The organism is Bradyrhizobium sp. WD16, from assembly GCF_024181725.1.
In the GTDB taxonomy this organism is placed as follows: Bacteria; Pseudomonadota; Alphaproteobacteria; order Rhizobiales; family Xanthobacteraceae; genus Bradyrhizobium_A.
The window spans coordinates 3,804,166-3,825,591 of record NZ_CP028908.1 but is presented as its reverse complement, the minus strand read 5'-3'; the positions used below and the strand labels follow the sequence as shown (position 1 = coordinate 3,825,591).

Annotated in this window: 16 protein-coding genes; 4 read left to right on the top strand and 12 right to left on the bottom strand. The window is 65.6% G+C overall.

Annotated elements, in window-relative coordinates; all coding sequences use genetic code 11:
* Nucleotides 1-150 precede the first annotated feature (150 nt).
* Nucleotides 151-528 (bottom strand): Hpt domain-containing protein, encoded by a 378-nt coding sequence (locus DB459_RS17640; protein ID WP_253706570.1) that lies wholly within the window; start codon nt 526-528, stop codon nt 151-153.
* Between the two features lie 364 nt (nt 529-892).
* On the opposite strand from DB459_RS17640, the gene DB459_RS17635 reads away from it, so the two are divergent.
* The gene (locus tag DB459_RS17635; protein ID WP_253706569.1) at nt 893-6,712 is read left to right on the top strand and encodes a negative regulator of septation ring formation; all 5,820 of its coding nucleotides are present in this window, start codon (nt 893-895) and stop codon (nt 6,710-6,712) included.
* Between the two features lie 391 nt (nt 6,713-7,103).
* Here DB459_RS17635 and DB459_RS17630 read toward each other — a convergent pair whose 3' ends face one another.
* Genes DB459_RS17630 through DB459_RS17620 form a run of 3 tightly spaced genes read right to left on the bottom strand, consistent with a single transcriptional unit; the run spans nt 7,104 to nt 10,018 of the window.
* Complete coding sequence (locus tag DB459_RS17630; protein WP_253706568.1) at nt 7,104-8,003, bottom strand: MlaD family protein; 900 nt, start codon at nt 8,001-8,003, stop codon at nt 7,104-7,106.
* A 15-nt stretch (nt 8,004-8,018) separates the two neighbouring features.
* A complete protein-coding gene (locus DB459_RS17625; protein WP_253706567.1) occupies nt 8,019-8,816 on the bottom strand; it encodes an ABC transporter ATP-binding protein in 798 nt (265 codons plus the stop codon).
* A 2-nt stretch (nt 8,817-8,818) separates the two neighbouring features.
* On the bottom strand, nt 8,819-10,018 hold the full coding sequence (locus DB459_RS17620) for an MlaE family lipid ABC transporter permease subunit (protein ID WP_253706566.1): 1,200 nt from the start codon (nt 10,016-10,018) through the stop codon (nt 8,819-8,821).
* Between the two features lie 281 nt (nt 10,019-10,299).
* Between DB459_RS17620 and dgcA the strand changes: the two genes are divergently transcribed.
* A complete protein-coding gene (gene dgcA / locus DB459_RS17615) occupies nt 10,300-11,307 on the top strand; it encodes an N-acetyl-D-Glu racemase DgcA (protein ID WP_253706565.1) in 1,008 nt (335 codons plus the stop codon).
* Here dgcA and DB459_RS17610 read toward each other — a convergent pair.
* Nucleotides 11,277-12,419 carry an MFS transporter gene (locus tag DB459_RS17610; protein WP_253706564.1) on the bottom strand — a complete coding sequence of 381 codons (1,143 nt, stop codon included), beginning with the start codon at nt 12,417-12,419 and terminating at the stop codon, nt 11,277-11,279. The genes dgcA and DB459_RS17610 overlap by 31 nt on opposite strands.
* A 47-nt stretch (nt 12,420-12,466) precedes the next feature.
* Here DB459_RS17610 and DB459_RS17605 point away from each other — a divergent pair, with 47 nt between their 5' ends.
* A complete protein-coding gene (locus DB459_RS17605; protein WP_253706563.1) occupies nt 12,467-13,798 on the top strand; it encodes a hypothetical protein in 1,332 nt (443 codons plus the stop codon).
* 384 nt (nt 13,799-14,182) lie between these two features.
* Here DB459_RS17605 and DB459_RS17600 read toward each other — a convergent pair whose 3' ends face one another.
* The 5 genes from DB459_RS17600 to thiD all read right to left on the bottom strand — a co-directional run bounded on the left by DB459_RS17600 (nt 14,183) and on the right by thiD (nt 18,770).
* Nucleotides 14,183-15,163: a threonine/serine dehydratase gene (locus tag DB459_RS17600; RefSeq protein WP_253706562.1), complete on the bottom strand. Its 981-nt coding sequence runs from the start codon at nt 15,161-15,163 to the stop codon at nt 14,183-14,185.
* 81 nt (nt 15,164-15,244) lie between these two features.
* The gene (locus DB459_RS17595; protein WP_305884137.1) at nt 15,245-16,297 is read right to left on the bottom strand and encodes a glycosyltransferase family 1 protein; all 1,053 of its coding nucleotides are present in this window, start codon (nt 16,295-16,297) and stop codon (nt 15,245-15,247) included.
* Nucleotides 16,297-17,097, bottom strand: a complete 801-nt coding sequence (locus tag DB459_RS17590) for a UDP-2,3-diacylglucosamine diphosphatase (protein WP_253706561.1) — start codon at nt 17,095-17,097, stop codon at nt 16,297-16,299. The genes DB459_RS17595 and DB459_RS17590 overlap by 1 nt, the downstream gene beginning before the upstream one ends.
* A 52-nt stretch (nt 17,098-17,149) precedes the next feature.
* Nucleotides 17,150-17,803, bottom strand: coding sequence for a class I SAM-dependent methyltransferase (locus DB459_RS17585; RefSeq protein ID WP_253706560.1), 654 nt, complete (start codon nt 17,801-17,803; stop codon nt 17,150-17,152).
* Nucleotides 17,804-17,909: 106 nt separating this feature from the next.
* Nucleotides 17,910-18,770, bottom strand: a complete 861-nt coding sequence (thiD, locus tag DB459_RS17580) for a bifunctional hydroxymethylpyrimidine kinase/phosphomethylpyrimidine kinase (RefSeq protein ID WP_305884136.1) — start codon at nt 18,768-18,770, stop codon at nt 17,910-17,912.
* A 264-nt stretch (nt 18,771-19,034) separates the two neighbouring features.
* On the opposite strand from thiD, the gene DB459_RS17575 reads away from it, so the two are divergent.
* The gene (locus DB459_RS17575; RefSeq protein ID WP_253706559.1) at nt 19,035-19,277 is read left to right on the top strand and encodes an Lrp/AsnC ligand binding domain-containing protein; all 243 of its coding nucleotides are present in this window, start codon (nt 19,035-19,037) and stop codon (nt 19,275-19,277) included.
* A 17-nt stretch (nt 19,278-19,294) separates the two neighbouring features.
* On the opposite strand, the gene DB459_RS17570 is transcribed toward DB459_RS17575, so the two are convergent.
* Both DB459_RS17570 and DB459_RS17565 read right to left on the bottom strand, forming a co-directional pair.
* The gene (locus DB459_RS17570) at nt 19,295-20,335 is read right to left on the bottom strand and encodes a DMT family transporter (RefSeq protein ID WP_253706558.1); all 1,041 of its coding nucleotides are present in this window, start codon (nt 20,333-20,335) and stop codon (nt 19,295-19,297) included.
* Nucleotides 20,336-20,448: 113 nt separating this feature from the next.
* A complete protein-coding gene (locus DB459_RS17565; RefSeq protein WP_253706557.1) occupies nt 20,449-20,928 on the bottom strand; it encodes a MarR family winged helix-turn-helix transcriptional regulator in 480 nt (159 codons plus the stop codon).
* Nucleotides 20,929-21,426 lie beyond the last annotated feature (498 nt).

The window sequence follows — 21,426 nt, the reverse complement described above, 5'->3', positions numbered from 1 at the left end:
CGTCGAATCCGCCGCACCAGCGGGAGGATGCAGTCCTATAACGGGTCCGCCTGCCCTGCGCCAGCGTCGCGCGCAAGGAACGCCGCTCGGCGGGTGCGGAGCTGAATGTAGATGGATGAGACGAATAGTGCTGGTGACCACGCGAGGCGGTCAGGACCGCTTGAGCCTTGCACCGATGACCGTACGCACCTCAGTGACGGCGGCTTCCAGCGTCGCGAGCAACTCTCCCGCCGGGGCCGACCGGCGGAGCGCGGTTTCGAGTCCGGCCGCGGCCTCGGCGACCCGGACGGCGCCGATGGCGCGGGCGGACCCCTTCAGGGTGTGCACCAGCATCGCGGCGTCGTCCGACAACGCAGAAAGGCGCCTGACGAGATCGACCGACTGGGCGGCGAACATGGCCAGGACCTCACGCTCGAGGCTGGCGTCGCCGAGCGTCATCCGTTCGAGATGAGCAAGGTCCAGCGGCGCATCGTCGGGAACCAGCGGCGGCGAGGGCATCCATTCGATCCATTGCGGCGAGAGCGTCATCTGAAGGACTCCAGGGCGGCCCGAAAACCAATCACAGCGCTGGTTAACGAATGGTTTGTCGCCGAAACAGTCTTGCCATGGATTTGCCATGCCATCGCCATGAAGTCCGCGACTGTTCCGGAATTTTGAGGGAGTTGAAGAGGTTACGCACGGACGCGTTAACGATGATTAAAATGTTCTTAACGCCGGGCATTCCTTTCGACAGGTCAAGCCAATAGGATGTTCGGAGAAGTGGGGGACAAGCCTTACGGCGACCATCGACTTCGCTTCCATCGTGGCGGGAGGCGTAACCGGCCAAGGGCCAGTGCCCTTGTGCGGATGTCTGTGTGGTTCCCTGGCGCGTATTCAAAGGGCGTAAACGGACATGGCAAACAATCCGAAGAAGGCGAAAGACCCGACCGAAGTAGCTCTTTCCGCCATCCAGGAAGCCCTCAACCTCAGCGAGGCACCGCCCGAACCCTCCTTGGATACCGCTCGCCATGACCAGTCGGCGAGTGTCGCCGAGCCTTACGCCGAACCGCCGCTGAACGTCGGAAACCGCGTTGCGATCGAGGCTGCGGACGAACGTCTCCCCCGCCGGCCCGCCAATGACGACCGGGAAACCATCGGCCTGCTGCTGCAGTCGCTGCAGAAGGGCCGGCCCAGCCGCAGCGTCTATACGGTCGCCACGGTATTTTCAGGAATCTGGGTGGCCGGCGCCGTTCTCCTGATGGTCAGCTTCCTGCCCGCGCTCCAGGGCCTGATCGGCCAGGGTGCCGGCGGCACGCTGGCGCTGGGCGGCCTGCTCGCGCTGATGTTTGCACCCGTACTGCTGTTCTACTTCCTCGCCAGCCTCGCCTGGCGCGGCCAGGAATTGAGCATGATCGCCCAGTCGATGGCCCAGGTCGCGATCCGCTTCTCCGAGCCGGAAGGCGCTGCCAGCGATTCCATGGTCACCGTCGGACAGGCAATCCGCCGCGAAGTGGCCGCGATGGGCGATGGCGTCGAGCGCGCCGTCGCGCGCGCCGGCGAACTCGAGACCCTGGTCGCCAACGAAGTCGCTGCGCTCGAGCGCGCCTATTCCGACAACGAAGTCCGCATCCGCGCCCTGCTCCAGGACATCGCCCACCAGCGAGACAACCTCGTGGGCCAGGCCGAGCAGGTCCGCAACGCCATCTCCGGCGTGCAGATCGATCTTCGCCAGGACATCGCCGTCATCAGCGACGCCATCGCAGCGCGCGTCGACGAAGTCGCGCGCACCATCACCACGGCCCTCGAAGAGCGCGGCGAGCACATCACCCAGGCGCTGGGCAACGCCGGCGACACCATGATCCTGGCGCTCGGCGAGCGCGGCGGCGACCTGCTCGATCGTCTCGAAGAGGCCAGCGCCGAAACCACGCGGGCCGTAATCGACGCCACCGAGCGGCTGACCGCGAGCCTGAACTTCAAGACCGGCGCCGTGCACGAGGAATTCGTCGACCTCGCCGATCGCATCCACGACATGCTCAACGAGCGCATCGACCGGGTCACCCGCGAATTCGCCGATCAGAGCGCCAACATCGTCGAAAGCATCTCGGCGCGCACCGAACAGGTCCACGACTCGCTCAAGACCTCCAGCGATTCGCTGCTGATGGAGCTCGAACTGCGCGGCAGCGACCTCGCCCACAAGGTCGACGAAGCGGGCCGCCGTCTCGCCGAACACATCGTCGACAGCGGCGAGCGGGCAGGCGATACTCTCGACGCCACGGTGAGCGCCCTGGTCGACAAGGTCGTCACGCAGACCGCGTCCGCCCAGGACAGCCTCGATGCCAGCGTCAACGCCCTGGTCGACAAGGTCGTCACCCAGACCGCGTCCGCCCAGGACAGCCTCGATGCCACCGTCAACGCCCTGGTCGACAAGGTCGTCACGCAGACCGCGTCCGCCCAGGACAGCCTCGATGCCAGCGTCAACGCCCTGGTCGACAAGGTCGTCACCCAGACCGCGTCCGCCCAGGACAGCCTCGATTCCACCGTCAACGCTTTGGTCGACAAGGTGGTCACTCAGACCGCGTCCGCCCAGGACAATCTCAGCGCCCAGATGACCGCGTTCGACCATCTCGTGCGCGAACAAGGCTTCGAACTCGCCGAGCGCTTCGCTCGCGACTCCGGCATGCTGGGAGCCCTGATCACCCGCCACATCGGCGAATTCGACCGCACGGTGAAGACCTTTGGCGGTGACATCGTCGAGCGCATGGGACAACGCGCCGAGGACATCACGACGACGCTGAAGTCCTATGTCGACGGCTTCGACCAGCGCGTCGCGGCCCATGCCAGCAACATCCACGGCCCCCTCGATCAGCGCCTTGCCGCCTTTGAGAGCTCACTGGAATCGCGCGTCACCAAGCTCGACCTTTCGCTCGACAGCCGGATCAGAGCATTCGACGAAAGCCTCGCTTCCCGCGTCATCGGCTTCGACGAAAGCATCGACGGCCGCATCAGGGCGCTGGAAGCCTCTTTCGACAACCGCGCCATCTCGGTCGTGGGCAGCATCGATGGCCGCTTGAACGAGCTGACCTCGACCTTGAGCGGTAGCACCGCTCGAGCGATCGACTCTATCAACGAGAAGGCGGCCGCGCTTACCTCCTCGCTCGACGACGGCACAGCGCGAGTGGTCGGCGCCCTCGACACGCGCATCGCTACCCTCACCTCGTCGTTGTCTCAGGGCACGAACCAGGTCCTCGACGCCATCGACCAGCGCATCATCAACGTGACCGAGACGATCGACGGCCGAAGCATGCACCTCGCCGATACGGTGACGGCGCGCTTCCAGGCGATCCATGACGGCCTCGAGACCCGCGCCGGTGCCGTCGCCAGCGATATCGAGACCCGTGTCACCCAGTTCGAAAACCTGCTCGGCACCCGCATCGAGAACGTGGCGCTGCGCATCGAGACCGGCGGTCGCCAGGCCAGCGACGTCCTGCTGGCCCGCGCCGAGGAGTTGTCCCAGGGCATCCGTGCCCGGGTGGAAGACGCCGAGCACTCGCTGCTCACGCTCGCCACGACCACGAGCGAAACGATCCAGGCCGGCAGCCGGGCAGCCCACGAGAGCCTGCTCGGCGTCTCGGACGAAGTCAGCGGACATCTGCGCGCCGCCGCTTCGTCGGTCGAGCAGAGCCTGACCGGGGCCGGGGCCAATGCCGCCGCCGCCATCCTGGGCTCCTCGCGCGATGTCCAGTCGTCGCTGCTCGCCGCCTCAGAACAGGCCACCGCGCGCGCCCGTGACCTGTCCGCCGAGATCGAGCGCGCTCTCGCCGCCGCCAGCGCCTCGTCGGCGGAAACGGTGTTGGCCAGCGCGCGTGAGACCCAGGCCGCGCTGCTCAATATCTCCACCGAGACCGCTCAGCAGGCCCACACCGTCGCGGCGGAGATCGAGCGGATGCTCACCTCAGCCGGCGCCACCACGGCCGAACAGGTCGTCTCCAGTGCCCGCGAGGCACAGGCCACTCTCCTCAATCTCGCGACCGATGCAGCGCAGCAGGCGCGCACGATCTCGGCAGAGATCGAGCGGATGCTCACGTCGGCCGGCGCGACCACAGCCGATCAGATCGTGTCGAGCGCCCGCGAGGCGCAGGCCACGCTGATCAACGTCTCGGCCGAGACCGTGCAGCAGAGCCGCAATCTCTCCGCGGATATCGAGCGCATGCTGACTGCCACCGCAGCAACGACGGCGGAAGCCGTGCTGGCAAGTGCGCGCGAAGCCCATAACAACCTGCTCAGCGCCTCTTCCGAGGCCGCGCAGCAGACCAAGAGCCTGTCCACCGAAATCGAACTGACGATCACGACGGCCGCAACCTCCGCTGCCGGCACCCTCGCCGGCAGCGTCCGCGACGCCCACAGCACGCTGCTGTCCGCCTCAGCGGAAGCCGCCAACCAGATCCGGACCCTGTCCGGCGAGATCGAGACCAGCGTTTCGGCAGCCGGCGTCAAGACGGCGGACACGCTGATGGCGAGCGCCCGCGAGGCTCACAGCACGCTGCTGTCCGCCTCGACGGAATCGGCCAATCAGATCCGGGTGCTGTCCGGCGAGATCGAACACAGCGTGTCGACGGCCGGCGCCAGCACCGCGGACGTGCTGATGGCCAGCGCTCGCGAGGTCCAGAATGCCATTGTCGCCGCTTCGAGCGAAGCATCGACGTCGCTCGCCGGAACCTCGGCGAGCGTCACCGCGGCGATCGCCGGCGCGACCAAGGACGCGAACAGCGCGTTGATCGCCTCGGGGACCGAAGCCGCGACCAAGATCAAGAGCACATCGAGCGAAATCGAACGCGCCATCATCACCGTTACCGGCCAGTTCGGCACCGTCCTGCTCGGCAAGACCGAGGAGATCGTGACCGGCGTCAAGCAGCAGGCCGACCGCCTCGGTCACATGCTCGACTCCTCGCGCGGAACGCTCGTTCAGGCGCTCGGTGACCGCGGCAACCAGATCAATATCGACATCAACCGCGTCACCGACGAAGCCCTCAAGGCCATCGAGAGCAAGGGAGCGAACTTCTCGCAGACCCTGGTGCGCAATTCGACCGACCTCGCCCGCACCATCACCACGGCCAGCGAAGTAGCCACCGGCGCGGTCAACAAGTCGCTCAAGGACATCGAGCAGACCACCCGCACCGCCATCGACCAGTCGCGCCAGGTCGCCACCGCCGCTGTCACCGAGATGCAGGAGACCAGCAAGATCCTGCGCACCGACACCGTGGCGCTGTTCGAGCGTCTGCGCGAGGGCAACATCCTGCTGCAGGAAGTTCTGACCAGCGCCCACGACAATCTCAACTCGCTGGAGCAGACGCTGGTGAGCCGCGTGGCGGAATTCGTCACCACGATGAACGACGTCACCTCGCGGAACGGTCAGGCCACCACGGCGCTGAGCGACCAGTTGGGCAATTTCACCGACAAGACATCTCGTGCGCTGCAGAATCTCAATGCCCTATCCGAGCAGTTCGCCGCCCACGGTCACGCCCTGGTCGAGGCCGCTGCGCTGGTCGAGCAGAGCAATGCCAGCACCCACCGCACCGTGTCGGAGCGCAAGTCGGATCTGGAATCGCTGCTGACCACCATCGATCTGCGCACCACCGATCTCGACCAGCGACTGTCCCGCTTCACCGGCCTGCTGGACGAATCGCTTGCGGCCGCCGAAACTCGGGCGCGGGACATCGCCCGGGTGGTGGCCGAGACCGCCGGCGCCGGCGCGACGGCAATCAATCGCCAGTTCGAAGCGGTGCGCAACGCCGCCGAGGAGGAGCGCCGCCTCACCTCCGAGGCGATGAACGAACTCTATGAGCAGAACAGCCGCGAGGCCGAGACGCTGTTCACCCAGTCGGCGGACAAGTTCGCCGCGGTGGTCCAGACCATGAAGCAGATGGCCGGCGAAATGCATCAGGAGCTCGAGGCGACGCGGGCCGAATTGCGCCGCGGCGTACTCGAAATCCCGCAGGAAACCGCGGAAAGTACCTCCCAGATGCGCAAGGTGATCGTCGATCAGATCGAGGCGCTGGCGGAGCTCAACCGCATCGTCGCACGCCACGGCCGCGGCCTTGACGTGGTCGGTGCCGGGGCAAACCACGGCTATACTCGGGAGGAAGAGCCGGCGCTGATGTCGATCGGCGCTCGTGCCGAAGCTCCGCGCCCGGCCGCGCCGCGCCGCGAGGCCGCGAGCGCCGCAATCCTGCCACCGCCGGATCTCGGCATGGGTCCGCCCGCGCCGCGCCGGACCGAAGCTCCGTCGGTGAGCCCCGACGAGCAGAGTGGCGACGGCTGGCTGTCCAACCTGCTCAATCGCGCCGATACGCCCGCTGAACCGCCGCGACGGCCCGCCCCGGCGGCCCGCCCGGCCAGCAGCCCGCTCGATTCGCTGGCGCTCGACATCGTCCGTCTGATGGATCGCGACCTCGCCGCCGAGATGTGGGATCGCTATCAGCGCGGCGAGCGCAAGGCGTTCTCCAAGCGGCTCTATACCGCTGCCGGTCAGAAGGCCTTCGACGAGGTTGCTCGCAAGTATCGCGCCGACCGTGGCTTCAAACAGACGGTCGACCGCTACATCGCCGAATTCGAGCGGCTGCTCGACGACGTCGCCCGCGACGAGCGCGGACCGGCGGCGCTGCGCAGCTATCTCACCTCGGAAACCGGGCTGGTCTACACACTTCTCGCCCAAGCCGCGGGCCGGCTCGGCTGACCGGTCGCAATCGAGGTGCGAAATAGCAGGCGGAGGCCTCAAGCCTCCGCCTTTTCATTTTGGGAATGAACGCGACCGGAGAGCAGCGCACAGGCGCCGGCCGAAACGGGAATGCGAATGTTACGATCGAACCACCGGTTTCCCCTTGGCTCTGAGATTCGCCTAAGCACTCGCTGCCGCTAGTGTGGCTTATGTCTCGCAATTGCCTACAGGGGCTTGCCGCAAAGGGCATAGGCAATTGCGAGACGCCACACTAGCCTCCGGATCGACCGAGCCTTGGGGCCATCCGAGTCCTGGGCTCTCGATTGCCGGCGCCGCGGTTTCGCGCAATCCCGCATCGAACCGCTGATGCATGGCGCTTCAGCTCACCCGCGTTTGCGCGGCCGCACCATCACGGCCGGACGCGCGCCCGTGCATCGGCCGGAGAGGTGCGCACCACCGACCGCGGCTGCACTGCCGGACGTTGGTCGGCAGTGCTGGCGCCGAACAGCACACGAGTAGGATTGCGGTCGAAGTTATTGACCGCGCGGCTGATGTCGTCGAGCGTCCGGCGTCCATCGGCTGCCAGAGCGGTCAGGTCCCGCGAACTGGTGACGAGGAACTTGTTGGCGTTCGCGCTGATCTCCGCCGTGCGCTTGTCGAGATTGTCGGCAAGATCCTTGACCGACTTCACCGTGGCGGTGAGCGCGCCGCCGTCCTTGCCACCGACCAGGGTATCGACGCCGTTCATGATGCTGTCGATGCGTTCCGAATTTTTGGCCAGGGTGGTCGAGAACGCCTGAAGGCTCTGGATCGACGTACGGATCGTCTCCTGATTGTCGGCGATCAGACGGTTGATGTTCTGCACCGAGGAGCGGACCGACTCCATGACGTCCTGAGTGGCGCTGAGATCGGCGGTGAGCGTCGGAATGCCCTTGTCGCCCGGTTGCACTTCGGGCGCATCCGGCGAGCCTCCCTTCAGCGAAATCGCGGCGACGCCGGTCAATCCCTGGAATTCGAGGCCGACCAGGGTGTCCTGACGGATCGGCGCGCCCTTATCCACGGCGGCCAGGGCAACCACCCGCTTGGGGTCGTCGATCTTGACCGAGGTCACCTCGCCGATGCGGATACCGTTGAAATTGACGCTGGCGCCGGTGCGCAGGCCGGATGCCGAGCCCTCGAACACGATGCGCAGCGGGGTGCGCTGCTTGGCGGCGTGCAGGCTCTGGAACCACATCACGAACCCGAAGCCGCAGAGCAGCACTCCCAGGGTGAAGGCTCCGATCAGAACGTAGTTCGCCCGGGTTTCCATCAACTTACTCCGAAACTAGCTTGCCAGCGCACGGGCTCGCGCACCATGAAAATAGGACTGCAGCCAGGGATGCCGCGATGCCAGCATGTCGTCCAGCGTGCCGTGGGCGATCACCTTGCCGTCGCCGAGCACAGCGATGCGATCGCAGGCCGTGGCGAGGCTGTCGAGATCGTGGGTCACCATGAACACCGTCAGGCCCAACGTCCGCTGCAGCGTCCGCACCAGTTCATCGAACGCACCCGCTCCGATCGGGTCCAACCCCGACGTCGGCTCGTCGAGGAAGACGATCTCCGGATCGAGCGCCAGCGCACGCGCCAGCGCCACTCGCTTGATCATGCCACCGGACAGTTCGGACGGATAACGGTCCGCCGCATCCGGCCGCAGCCCGACCATGGCGAGTTTGGCCATGGTGATTTCGTCGAGAAGCCGGTCCGAGACTTTCAAATATTCGCGCACGGGAAACTGGATATTCTGCCGCACCGTGAGCGACGAGAACAGCGCGCCCTGCTGGAACAACACACCCCAGCGCCGCTCGACGCTGCGCCGTGTCGCCGCGTCGGCGGCATCGAGATCGGTCGCCAGCACCTCGATGGTCCCGCCCAGTTTCGGCACCAGGCCGATAATCGTCCGCAGCAGCACCGACTTGCCCGCGCCGGACGGGCCGACAAAGCCGAGGATCTCGCCCCGCGCGACGTCGAGCGAGAGACGGTCGAGCACCAGGTGATCGCCGAAACGGACGGAGACATCGCGCACGCGGATGATGGCATCGCCCGCCGCCGTTGCCACTTCCTGCACAGAGGTCGGCGAAGCCATGGTCAGATCCCGATCGATGCGAAGAAGATGGCGAAAACGCCATCCATGACGATGACGAAGAAGATCGACTTCACCACCGAGGCGGTGGTGTGCTGGCCGAGTGACTCTGCACTACCTTCGACGAGCAGTCCCTCGACGCTCGCCACGACACCGATGGTGAGCGCCATGAAGGGCGCCTTGACCATACCGACGACGAAATGGCTGATCGAGATCGACTCCCGCAGCCGGAACAGGAAGGCGTCTGGATCGACGCCGCCATAGAGCCAAGCCACCAACCCGCCGCCATAGAGCGCCACCATGCCGCCGATGAAGGCGAGCATCGGCAGCGCGACGAGCAACGCGAGAACACGCGGCAGGATCAGAACTTCGACCGGATCGAAGCCCATGGTCCGCAGTGCATCGATTTCTTCCCGCATTTTCATCGAGCCGAGTTCGGCGGTGTAGGAGCTTCCCGAACGGCCCGCGACCATGATGGCGACGATCAACACGCCGATCTCGCGCAGCACCAGGACGCCCAGCATGTCCACCACGAACACGTCGGCGCCGAACTGACGGAAATGGAAGATTCCCTGCTGGGCGATGATACAGCCGATCAGGAAGGTGATCAGCATGATGATGGGCACAGCGCGCCAGCCGACCTGATCGAGATGATGGATCATCGAGGTCAGACGGAATGTCGACGGCCGCCGCGCGACCCGCCCCGCCGCGGCAAGGAGCGCGCCGGACATCGCAAGCAGCGCCACCACGGTTTCGCCGATCTGGACCACGTTGCGACCCACGCTCTCGAGCATCGCGGCGAGCGGCATCCGCGGCGAGGGCTCGAGCGTGGTTGTGCCGACCCGGCGCACCTCGTCGACCAGGCTGGAATAGTCGGCCGAAAGGCCAGCGATCTTCGCATCGGCGCCGCGCTCGGCAAGGCTGCGGCATAGCCGTTCGAGTAACCAGGCGCCGAAGGTATCGAGCTTGCCGACCGCGGAAACATCGATGAGGACGCCGCCGCCGGGCGCGGCACTCCCGGCATCGTCGATCAGTCCCTCGAGCAGCCGGGCATGCTCCGCGATCCAGGCTCCCGAGGCACGCAGCGCGACTCTGCCCTGAACGCTGACTCGTTCAAGGCGCGGCACGCCGCCGGCCGCCAACTCAGCCGCCCGGGACGCCGCTTCAGCCACGACGCCCGCCTCCAGAACCTTGTCGCCGGACATACCGGTCCATCTGCGCTTGGGCTCGCATCACCCCGCCTTCGTGAACGTTCTTCACTTGATTGCTTTTCAATGTCGGGACGACATGTCCAATTTCTCGACAACCCTCAAATGGTAATATGGTAGCTCGAAAGCTCCATGGAGCACGATTCCCCACGCCTTCCGCGATGCCGTCCCCGCATCGCCGCTGATGAATTTACAACCATTCCTTTAACAGCCACCTATTTAAAGCCATACTGCGGCAGGACCACACTCTTGGAAAAAATAAATCTTCTGATTTTGGAATGACTTCCGGAAACATCCAGACACTCTCGGCCGGCATCGAGCGGTTTCCGATCGCCGGCAGCTTCACCATCAGCCGTGGCGCCAAAACGGAGGCCGTGGTGGTCGTGGCCGAGATCACCCGCCTGACCGAAGCTGGCCGCACCAGAGGCGTGGGCGAATGCACCCCCTATCCGCGTTATGGGGAGACCCCGGAGGCGACGCTGGCAGCCATCATGGCCATGCAGGGCGCCCTTGCCGCCGGGTTGGACCGGGCTGGCCTGCAAACCGCCATGGCCCCAGGCGCCGCCCGCAATGCCCTGGATTGCGCCCTGCTCGACCTTGAGGCGAAGACCGCCGGCCGTCGGGTGTGGGAGTTGCTGGGGCGGGCAGCACCGCAGCCCCTGACCACGGCCTATACGATCTCCCTCGGCACCCCGGAGGCCATGGCGCAAGCAGCGGCCAGGGCTGCTACGCGGCCTCTGCTCAAGGTCAAACTGGGCGGCGATGGAGACGGAGCCCGTATCCGGGCCGTCCGGGCCGCAGCCCCCGATGCCGAACTGATCGTCGACGCCAACGAAGCCTGGCGGGACGAGACCCTGGAATCCCATCTTGCGGACTGCGCCGAGGCCGGCGTGACGCTGGTCGAGCAGCCCCTGCCCGCCGGCAAGGATGCCCTGCTCGGCCGCATCCGCCGGCCGATCGCGGTTTGCGCCGACGAAAGCGTGCACGCCCGCGACGGGCTCGCGGCGCTGCGCGACCGCTATGACGCCATCAATATCAAGCTCGACAAGACTGGCGGCCTCACCGAAGCTCTCGGCCTCGCCGATGCCGCACAAGCCCTCGGCTTCGACCTGATGGTCGGATGCATGGTGGCGACCTCGCTCGCCATGGCGCCGGCCCTCGTCGTGGCGCAGCAGGCGCGCGTAGTCGATCTCGATGGTCCCTTGCTGCTCGCCCGCGACCGGGACGGCGGTCTGCGTTACGACGGCAGCACGATCTATCCGCCCGATGCCTCGCTGTGGGGCTGACCCAGCAGGATCAGCGCTCCTCCGGCTGCCCCCATCGCCGCCATGGCAAAATAGGCGCCATCGCCGAATCTGGCGAACAACAGTCCCGAGCCGATATACGCAAGCCCGAGCACGATGCCCGAAGTCGCGACCAGATAGCCTTGCGCCGTGGCCATCAGATGCGGCGGGACATGACGCAGCATCAGCCCGACGGTGCCGACCTGCGTCAGGCCGTAGGTAAAGGCATGCAGCATCTGCACCAGCGCGAGCAATGACAGCGGCGGCGCCAATGCCGTCACGCTCCAGCGCAGCACTGCGCTGGCGGCACCGACGGCGACCAGCACCGCCGGCGACCAGGTGAAGCGCGGCGATACCGCGAACACGACGATCTCGGCGACGACGCCGAGCGACCACAACAGCGATACGGTCAGGCCGCTCAAGCCGGCGCTCTGCCAGGCGATCGAGCCGAAGGAGTAATAGGCTGCATGGCTGCCCTGGATCAGGGCGGCGCTGATGATGACGGCGAGAAACCCCGGCTGACGCAGCAGGTGCGCGTCCCGCGCCGGCGCGTCCATTGCCGTCCCGCGCGCGGCGAGCGGGACCAGCCCGAGACTCGCTCCGGCGCCGAACAGCGCCATTGCCACCATGATCCAGATCACGTGGCGTGGCGCCACCATGTCGATCAGCAACCCGCAGGCCAGTGCGCCGGCGACGAATGCCGCCGATCCCCATAAACGCAACGGTCCGTAGTCAAGCCCGAACTGCGCAACACCCTTCAAGGCGTAGCCGTCGACCAAAGGCACGATCGGCGTCCAGACGCAGGCGGTCAGGCCGTAGAGCAGCAGGATCGGAATGAGGCTGCCGCTGAGGCCGACGGCGACGAAGCCGACTGAAGTAAGAAATGCGAAACCGACGATGGCCTGGCGCAACAGGCCACGCCGCTCGGCCAGGGCAGTGGCAAACGGCAGCACGGTGAAGCGGGTCAACGAGGGCAGCGCGGTGATCACACCGATCCAGCCGACGTCGATCCCCACCGCTTTGAGCCAGACCGGAAAGAACGGCAGGCTGATGCCGCCGAGACCGAACACTGCACCGTAAACGAGCGACAGCCAGCGCGCGAATCGGCGCGCCACGACCGGCTCTGCAATTGGTTTTTCCGGAGCGTGGAGCATCAATTCAATTGCGATTCAAGCCGGTTCGTGGTGATCGTAGACAATTGGTTGCGCCGCCAGGGTGGGACGCCGGGCAGGCGCCGAGGTTATACGCAACGGTTCGGGATATGGCCAACGACGCCTTCGCACTCTCGCCGATGTCAGCCAGCGCGGCCCTGCCGTCCGAGGCCGATTACGAAGCGATCAGCGAAGCCTTCATGGAAACGTCCAGGGGCCGCTGGTTTCTCAAGGAATATGCCCGGCGCAACCGTAACGCCGACACCGCGATGGTGCTCGAGGCGGTTGCGCGGATCGAAACCGCAGTTGCGGCCCAGACCGCGGCGGCCGGGCAGCCGGACGATACGGCGAGGCTAGATGAAGCGCTGACCGCATTCCGCGCCATTCTCGAGGCGGCCCACGCCTCGACCGAGGACGCCATCGCCGAGCTGAGCCGCGGCGACAGCTTCGGCCCGGCACGCAAGGCCGTACGCGTCGTCCGCGAGGTCGCGTGGCGATTTCGCGAACTCGGCTACGACGGCCGCATCTGCGACATCCTGGAAACCCAGGCGAACACCGTCGATGCCAACCTGGCGCCAACCGTCACCGAAGACCTCCATCAACGGGTGGCGACCGCCTTCGCACAGGCACTCACCGAACTCGAAGTGATCGCCCGCGGCGACGCGCCCGCCGCAACGAGCGCGGCGACTTCGCCCCCACCGCCGATGCCGGAAAACGTCGTGAGCCTCGCTGCCCTGAAGCCGGCGGCTTCGGTCACCGCTGCTGCAGAACCGGCGCCATCGGTGTCGCCACCATTGACCGAGAACACAGCGACCGAATGGCTCGCTGCCGGGCCGTCAGGCGAAGCTGCCGTCCTCGCGACCGAGACCGAGGGCAGCTCCGCCGCGGCCGATACGATGCAAGCGGCTCCCTCCGCGCCGACCGAGATGGCTCTCGGTCGGCCGACGATGTTGGCGTCGGACCAGGTCGCCACGGCCGGCGACGAACTCGAACATGTTGTGGCCGCCGAGGCTTTGGACGGGCCCACCGAGAAAACCGCTGCTGCCGTGCCGGCTGCCAACAGCGTCGCGGACGTGCCGGCCGGCGTGCTCGACCTCGAGAGCCCCCATCACTCCGTCGAACCGGAGACGCTCGCCGGCGATCCATCGGCCGATGCGGCCGATCCGATAGCCACGATGCAGGTCACGACGTTTGAGGCGCAGGTGCCGGATGGACCGTCTGCGGATACGCTGTCGCTCGGCGCCTCGCTGCTGGCGCGCGGCATGGTCAGCACGCCGCGGCCCGACCCCATGGCGCCGCTGCGGCGCATGACCCAGGTGGAAAAGATCGCGTTCTTCAGCTGAGCTGGTGCGATGGATCTGACGCTCGTATCAGCATTGCAGCGAATTCGCCGTTCGAGCGTCAGATCCAAAACCGCACTAGAATCATAATGATGCTAGTGTCCCTTGGTTCTAGTGTCCTGTCTCCGAATTACCGCTTCGTTTGCCTCACCCTCGCACGGCAATTCGGAGACATAAGGACACTAGCAAAATCAAAATGCTAGTGTGGCTTATGTCTCGCAATTGCCTACGAGAGGCTTGCCGCAAAGGCGGTAGGCAATTGCGAGACGCCACACTAGCGTTCGTATGGGCGCTCGCTGCAAAGGGATACGAACGTTAGAACCGGGACACCAGCTTAACTGGGCGACAGCCCTGGCCGGCAAATCCGCGGATGTCGTGCCGGCATATTCAAGCGATCAGGCGGGTGTAGAGATCCGCGTCGACATTGCCGCCGGACAGGACAATCACCACCGCACGATCCTTCACCGCGAAGCGCCCGGCCAGCAGTGCCGCCAGCGCCACCGCGCCGCCGGGCTCGACCACCAATTTGAGCTCCCGGAAGGCGAAGGCAACGGCACGACCGACTTCCACATCAGTGGCGGTGACACCTTGCTTCAGCAGGGCGCCATTGATGGCGAAGGTGATTTCGCCGGGGATCTGGGCCATCAACGCATCGCAGATCGTCGGCTCGCTTGCACCATGGGCGACGCGATGCCCCGCCGCGAGCGAGCGGGCGTGATCGTCGTAGCCCTCCGGCTCGGCCGACATCACTGCGGCATGGGGAAAGCGCGACTTGACCGCTACCGCCGTGCCGGCGACCAAGCCGCCGCCAGAAGCCGGCGCCACGACGATATCGGGTGCGATGCCGCGCACTGCCAGTTCCTCGCAAATCTCCCGTCCCGCGGTGCCCTGCCCGGCGATGATCAGAGGATCGTCATAGGGCCGGATCACGGTTGCGCCGCGACCGGCGGCGATCTCCCCTGCGATCGCTTCACGATCCTCACGCAACCGGTCGTAGAGCACGACCTCCGCGCCATAGCTCTTGGTGCGCTCGCGCTTGGATACCGGTGCGTCCGCCGGCATGACGATGGTCGCGGCCATGCCGAACAGCTGTGCCGCCGCGGCGACGCCCTGGGCATGGTTGCCGGACGAGAAGGCCACCACCCCCGCGCCCCGCACCGAAGCCGGGATGGCGGAGAGGCGATTATAGGCGCCACGGAATTTGAAGGACCCTGTTCGCTGCAGCACCTCAGCCTTGAGGAAGATGCGGCCGCCGGTCAGAGCGTCCAGCGCCGGCGAAGAGATCAGCGGGGTGCGAACGGCGACCGGCGCGAGCACGCTTGCGGCAGCATCGATATCGGCGGCAGTGACAGGAAGCTGTGCGATCATACTTCTTGTTATATCGCCGTCCGCGACGAAGGCAAGCAAGTACCGGGGTTGCCGCCGCAGCGCCTCGCGCCGCCCCTCCCGTCAAGCAGCCAGCGAAGGGCCCCGCGGCCGCAACGGCGCTGCGGCGGCATCATGCTCAGCCCGCACCCGCATCACATTGTCGATGAAGGCACGCGCGCAGGCCTCCCAGGTATGGCTGAGGGCAAAGGCGCGGCAGTCATCCCGAGACACGGTCAATGCCGACAGGCAGGCCCGACGCAGGTCCTCGTCGAGCATGCCGACAGGAGCCGCTCCGATGACGTCACGTGGCCCCGTCACGGGGAATGCCGCCACCGGCACCCCGCTCGCCAACGCTTCCAGCACCACGAGACCATAGGTATCGGTGCAACTCGGAAACACGAAAACATCGGCGGCGGCATAGGCGTCCGCCAGCGCCTCGCCATGGCGGGCGCCGAGAAAGACGGCTTCAGGATAGCGCCGCTCCAGTTCCAATCTGGCCGGACCATCGCCGACCACCACCTTGCTGCCGGGCAGATCCAGCTCCAGGAAAGCGTCCAGGTTCTTTTCCACGGCGACGCGGCCGACCGAGAGAAACACCGGACGCGGCAGGCCGAGATCGATCTTGCGCGGATGAAACAGGTCGGCGTCGACGCCGCGCGGCCACAGCACGACATTGCGGAAGCCGCGCTCGCGCAATTCGGCGGCGAGCGCCGATGTCGCGGCCATCACCGCGCCGCTGCGGGCGTGGAACCGGCGCAGCGCCGCCCAGACCCAGGATTCCGGCACCGGCACCCGCGCAGCGACGTAGTCAGGAAAACGGGTGTGAAAGCTGGTGGTGAAAGGCAGCCCGTAGCGGCAGCAATAGCGCCGGACCAATATACCGATCGGACCTTCTGTCGCGATATGGATGTTGTCCGGCCGCGCCTGTTCGATCAGGTGGGCGATCTGCCAGGGATTTGGCAGCGCCACGCGCAAATCCCGATAGCTCGGCAGCGCGACGGTGCGAAACGATTGCGGCGTCAGGAAGCCGATATCGGCGCCGAGATTGCGGGCCGACTCGGCCATCATGGTCAGCGTCCGGACAACGCCATTGACCTGCGGATGCCAGGCGTCGGTAGCGATCAGGATACGCATCAGGCAGCCTGCGCAGCGAGGGACTTGGCCACCGGGCGCGTCCGCGTCAGCGGCCCGGTCCAGCGCAGGACCTCGAAGCGGCCATCCTCATGCTCGACGATCGCCGAGCAGCTCTCCACCCAGTCGCCGCAATTCATGTAGCGGGTACCGTGCTCATCGCGGATGGTCGCGTAGTGAATGTGACCGCAGATAACCCCGTCGGCACCGTGCCGCCTCGCCTCCGCCGCGAGGGTCTGTTCGAAGGCGCCGATGTAATTGACGGCGTTCTTGACCTTGAGTTTGGCCCATTGCGACAACGACCAGTACGGCCGGCCGAACAGTTTGCGGCCGAAGTTGACCAGCCGGTTCATCTGGATCGCGAAATCATAGGCCTTGTCGCCGAGATGGGCGAGCCAGCGCGCATTCTGCACGACGAGATCAAAGATATCGCCATGGATCACGAGATAGCGGCGACCATCGGCCCCCTCGTGAATCGCCTGCTCAACCACCTCGACGCCGCCGGCATGGGTGCCGTAGTAGCCGCGCAGGAACTCATCGTGATTGCCGGGGACGTAGATCACCCTGGCGCCCTTGCGGGCCTTGCGCAACATCTTCTGGACGAAATCATTATGGCTCTGCGGCCAGTGCCAATTCGATTTCAGCGCCCAGCCGTCGATGATGTCGCCGACGAGATAGATGGTATCGGCATCGTGATAACGTAGAAAATCCAGCAGGCGATCGGCCTGCGACCCGCGCGCCCCGAGGTGGACATCGGAAATGAAGAGTGTGCGGAAACGTCGTTCCTGTGGTGCTTCGCTCATCTGCTGCGTCCCCATGCCGAGCGGCTGCCAGAATTCAACGATCGCTTGTCCTTCACGCGGCCTTTTGAGTGCGCTCAAAGCACACCAGCGTATAGATGCCGAAGGGCGCGACTTTGCGCCGTTCCACCAGCACCGCCTCGCGGGTGCTCTCGGCCCATGCCTGAAGGCGCGCGAAGGGGAATTCCGGGCGCAGGCCGAGTCCACGCGTCTTCTGTGCGGCCCAGCGTTCCACGGCGGCGGCGACGCCCCGCTCGGAATAGAGATGGTTGACGAGGATGATGCGGCCACCCGGCTTGACGACGCGGTGGCACTCGGAAAGCACCTGCTCGGGGCTGGCGACGAGCGTGATGACAAATTGCGCCACCACGCAATCGAAGCTTTGATCGGCGAAGGTCATGCGGTGGGCATCCATCTGGTGCACGGCCTTGACCCATGGGTAGCGCCCGGTCGCCATCTTGGCGCGTGCCTTTTCGAGCATCGGCGCACAGAGATCGACACCGGTGATTTCCGTGGTCGTATCGTAGTCGTCGAAGGACAGTCCGGTCCCGACCCCGACCTCGAGGATGCGCCCGCCGACGGCACGGGCCGCCTTTGCGGCGGCGCGACGGCCTTTCACCATCACTGGGCCACACACCGCATCATAAATCGGTGCCCAGCGCGCATAGGCGGTTTCCACCGTGGAGCGATCGAGGTCTGTCGTGGTCATGCTGTTCCGCCGGGCTCCAAGAATCGCGAAAGCGTCATGTGGCTTTCGCATAGCAAGGCCATGCGACAGTGTCGCGACACGGAAGGGATTGCCCGACGAAGGAAGCCTACGGCGTTTTGATCGCGTGAAAGTGGTGCACAGGCCCGTGACCCCGACCGACGGCAAGGCGGTCAGCAGCAGTGATTGCCGCCGTGACATAGGCCTTGGCGGCACCGACGGCGGAGACGATATCCTCGCCGCGGGCAAGAAACGCCGCGATCGCCGATGACAGCGTGCAGCCGGTGCCGTGGGTGTTGGCGGTGTCGAGACGCGGCGCCGGAAACCGCACGATTCCATCGGCGGTAAAGAGATGGTCGATGCTTTCAGGGCCGCTGCCGTGGCCGCCCTTGATCAGTACGGCCTCGCAGCCGATAGCGAGCAGCGCCCGCCCCTGCCGCGCGATCGCGGCATCGTCGGCAGCGACGGTCTCACCGAGCAGGGCCGCAGCTTCGGGCAGATTCGGGGTGATCAGGGTGGCGCGCGGCAACAGGCGATCGCGCAACACGGCGACCGCGTCCGGCGCCAGCAGACTGTCGCCGGAGGTCGCGATCATCACGGGATCGACGACCAGCGGTGCCGGAGTCCAGCGCGCGAGACCGGCGACGATAGCCTCCACGACGTCCTGCCGTGCCACCATACCGATCTTGACTGCACGGACATCGAGGTCGGAAAACACGGCATCGATCTGGGCGGCGACGATGTCCGCCGGCACCACATGGACGGCACTCACGCCTTTAGTGTTCTGCGCGGTGACGGCCGTAATCACCGAGGCTCCATAGACGCCGCAGGCGGCGAAGGTCTTGAGATCGGCCTGAATTCCGGCGCCCCCGCCGGAATCCGATCCGGCGATGGTAAGCGCGATCGGTACAGGCCTGGGGTGCGCGTCAGGAATAGTCGGAGAGCCCACCACTGCCATGGCGTCCTTCATTGTTCCACCGCCGGCTGGTCGAGAGCAGCGGGTCCGGCCCTTGGCGTCTGCCGGCCCTGCGCTTGCCACGCCATGCGGATTTTGGTTCTAGTGCGGTGGATCTGACGCTCGTATCAGCATTGCAGCGTTTTGTCGTACGTGCGTCAGATCCCAAACCGCACTAGAATGATATTGATGCTAGTGTCCGGACACTAGCATCACCGAATTCGCCGTCGAGACCGACTTGCCCGCAAGCCAGCGCCGAAGCGCTGCCGGAGATTGAACATGGTGCCGTTTTTCGTCCAGATCAAATGCAAGCTTGGGCAGTCCTACGCGGTGGCGAACGCGCTGGCCGAGGCGGAAATTGCGTCGGAGATCTACTCGACCGCCGGGGACTACGATCTCCTGGTGAAATTCTACGTCGACAAGGACATCGATATCGGCCACTTCGTCAATGAGAAGGTCCAGCTCATCCCGGGCATCCAGGACACCTACACCATCATCACCTTCAAGGCCTTCGGCACCTGAAACACCCCCACCGGCGGTCAACCCGTGCCGGCAACGCCCGTGAGCGCCATCTTGCCGTCCGCCCGATCTGCCGGAAGCCGGCCGGTCAGTGCGTCAGCATCCACGGCCGAATCTTGAGCAGCGATGCCGTCATCCGGCACGGCGGCGATCGGCGCGATCGGCATCTCGCGACGCCGCTTGAGGCCAAGCAAACGCTCGCGCAGAACAACGAAGATGCCGGCGCCGGCGACGATCACAGCACCCACCAGCACCGGCGCGGTCGGCACCTCCGCGAACAGCGCAAAACCGAGAATGAAGGCCCATAGCATCGCCGAGTAATCGAACGGCGCCAGCAGCGAGGCAGGCGCATAGCGATAGCTTTCGGTGAAGAACATCTGGCCGAGCCCGCCGCTCACGCCGACGCCGATCAGGGCGGCGAGTTCGATGGTCCGCGCCGGCATCCGCCAGCCGAACCCGACGGTCAGAAGCGAGAACAGCATCACCAGCAGCGTCATGAAGACCACGATTGACGCAGTGGTTTCGGTCGCCGTGAGGCGCCGAATCTGGATGGTGGCGCCGGCGGCGGTCATCGCATTGGTGAACGCGAAACCAAGCCCGACCAGGACCGGCGTGGTGAGTTCACCCTGCAGGCCGAGATGAGGCTGCAGCATGAAGATGACGCCGCCGAAGCCGATGCCCACCGCCGTCCAGCGGTAGGCCCGGACATGCTCCTTGAGAAAGAGCGCCGCAAATACCACCGTGATCAGCGGGGCGATGAAGGCGATGGCGGTAAAATCGGCCAGCGGAATCCGCGCCAGCGCTCCGAAGGTGCAGAAGGTCCCGACGATGCTGAAGATGCCACGCAGCACGTGATCGAGCGGCCGCCTGGTGCGCAGGGCGCCGCGCAGCTCGCCGCGCCAGCCAAACACCGCCAGGATCGGCAACAAGGCGAAAAGGGCGCGGAAAAACGCCACCTCGCCCACCGGATAGGCGCCGCCGAGGTATCGCACCTGCGCCCCCATCAGGGCGAACATCAGGGTGCTGAGCAGTTTGAGCGATATGGCCTTGAGGGGATTCATCGGCGGGACGGCTGGGAACGGTGCCGCTCTTTAAAATACAGGGCCACCGGACGCCACCCGCAGAGCGCGACGCCCCCTGCGCGCCAGACGCAGAGCCGGCGATAGCCAGCCTCTCAAGCTTCGTCGCCGACGCGGCGGCGGATGATCTCGGTGCGCTTCTTGACCGCCGCCAGTCGCTCGGCGAACTCGCGAAGGGCCGCCGGCGTAAAATCCGCGAAAATGAACTCGTGGAAGTCGCCCCAGGGCCGCATGGTCTCGGCGAACTCCTTCCGAGCCTTGTCGGACAGCGACATCAGGACGACCCGGGCATCGCTGGGCGACGGCATGCGCCTGAGATAGCCCCGCTGTTCCAGCAGTTTGGTCTGGGTGGTGACGAAGGTGGAGGCGGCATGGACCTTGGCAGAGACCTCGCCGACCGAGGTACCCTCGCCCTGGTCGAGATCGACGATAGCCATCAGGATCTTCCACTGCGGCCCGGTGACGCCGATCCGCTCGGCCCAGCGCGAGCGCATCTCGTCCAGATAATCCATGATCGAGACGATATCCCAGACGATCTGCCGGTAGACGGGGTATCCGGCGCAGGGCAGTGGCAACGGCAACGCAGCGGATGAGCCGGTTCCGCCAGCCTCATTCCGCGGACTACGCACCCCCATCCGCGCCGCCGGCCTCCCGACCACTTGGCGCCCAGCTTTGCGGCCCGGCATTTCTGATTCCCCCAGCTTCCCCCAATGCCGTCCGCCACACGCGGCGCGAGCATCGATCATTCACCGCAATTTTTATGATTCTCACGGCGCGATGAAACTAACTTAGAAACATAACTACAACAATCCCGAAACAAATCCAGAAAGTATTTGTTCCGCCAGCGGTTTTCGCTGCGGCGCAACCAACCCGCGACACCGATGCTGGGGCAAGGCTTGGGCAGGCCCAAAACTCGACTGTGTCGCCCACGACACACTTGTTACTCAATCCCAATAGATAAGTTAGTTTCCTATTTCGAATATCTGCCTAGGTATAATATCCAATATACACGGCAGAGGGGGGCTCCCTCGAAGTCGTCCCGACGAGGGCTTTCGCAGGCTGGCACCTGCGGC

Excerpts from the sequence above, each read along its gene's own strand:
- thiD (WP_305884136.1), bottom strand. The coding sequence starts at position 18,770 with ATGAAGGACGCCATGGCAGTGGTGGGCTCTCCGACTATTCCTGACGCG.
- DB459_RS17625 (WP_253706567.1), bottom strand. The coding sequence starts at position 8,816 with ATGGCTTCGCCGACCTCTGTGCAGGAAGTGGCAACGGCGGCGGGCGAT.
- DB459_RS17595 (WP_305884137.1), bottom strand. The coding sequence starts at position 16,297 with ATGCGTATCCTGATCGCTACCGACGCCTGGCATCCGCAGGTCAATGGC.
- DB459_RS17575 (WP_253706559.1), top strand. The coding sequence starts at position 19,035 with ATGGTGCCGTTTTTCGTCCAGATCAAATGCAAGCTTGGGCAGTCCTAC.
- dgcA (WP_253706565.1), top strand. The coding sequence starts at position 10,300 with ATGACTTCCGGAAACATCCAGACACTCTCGGCCGGCATCGAGCGGTTT.
- DB459_RS17590 (WP_253706561.1), bottom strand. The coding sequence starts at position 17,097 with ATGAGCGAAGCACCACAGGAACGACGTTTCCGCACACTCTTCATTTCC.
- DB459_RS17630 (WP_253706568.1), bottom strand. The coding sequence starts at position 8,003 with ATGGAAACCCGGGCGAACTACGTTCTGATCGGAGCCTTCACCCTGGGA.
- DB459_RS17635 (WP_253706569.1), top strand. The coding sequence starts at position 893 with ATGGCAAACAATCCGAAGAAGGCGAAAGACCCGACCGAAGTAGCTCTT.
- DB459_RS17640 (WP_253706570.1), bottom strand. The coding sequence starts at position 528 with ATGACGCTCTCGCCGCAATGGATCGAATGGATGCCCTCGCCGCCGCTG.
- DB459_RS17570 (WP_253706558.1), bottom strand. The coding sequence starts at position 20,335 with ATGAATCCCCTCAAGGCCATATCGCTCAAACTGCTCAGCACCCTGATG.
- DB459_RS17620 (WP_253706566.1), bottom strand. The coding sequence starts at position 10,018 with ATGTCCGGCGACAAGGTTCTGGAGGCGGGCGTCGTGGCTGAAGCGGCG.
- DB459_RS17585 (WP_253706560.1), bottom strand. The coding sequence starts at position 17,803 with ATGACCACGACAGACCTCGATCGCTCCACGGTGGAAACCGCCTATGCG.
- DB459_RS17600 (WP_253706562.1), bottom strand. The coding sequence starts at position 15,163 with ATGATCGCACAGCTTCCTGTCACTGCCGCCGATATCGATGCTGCCGCA.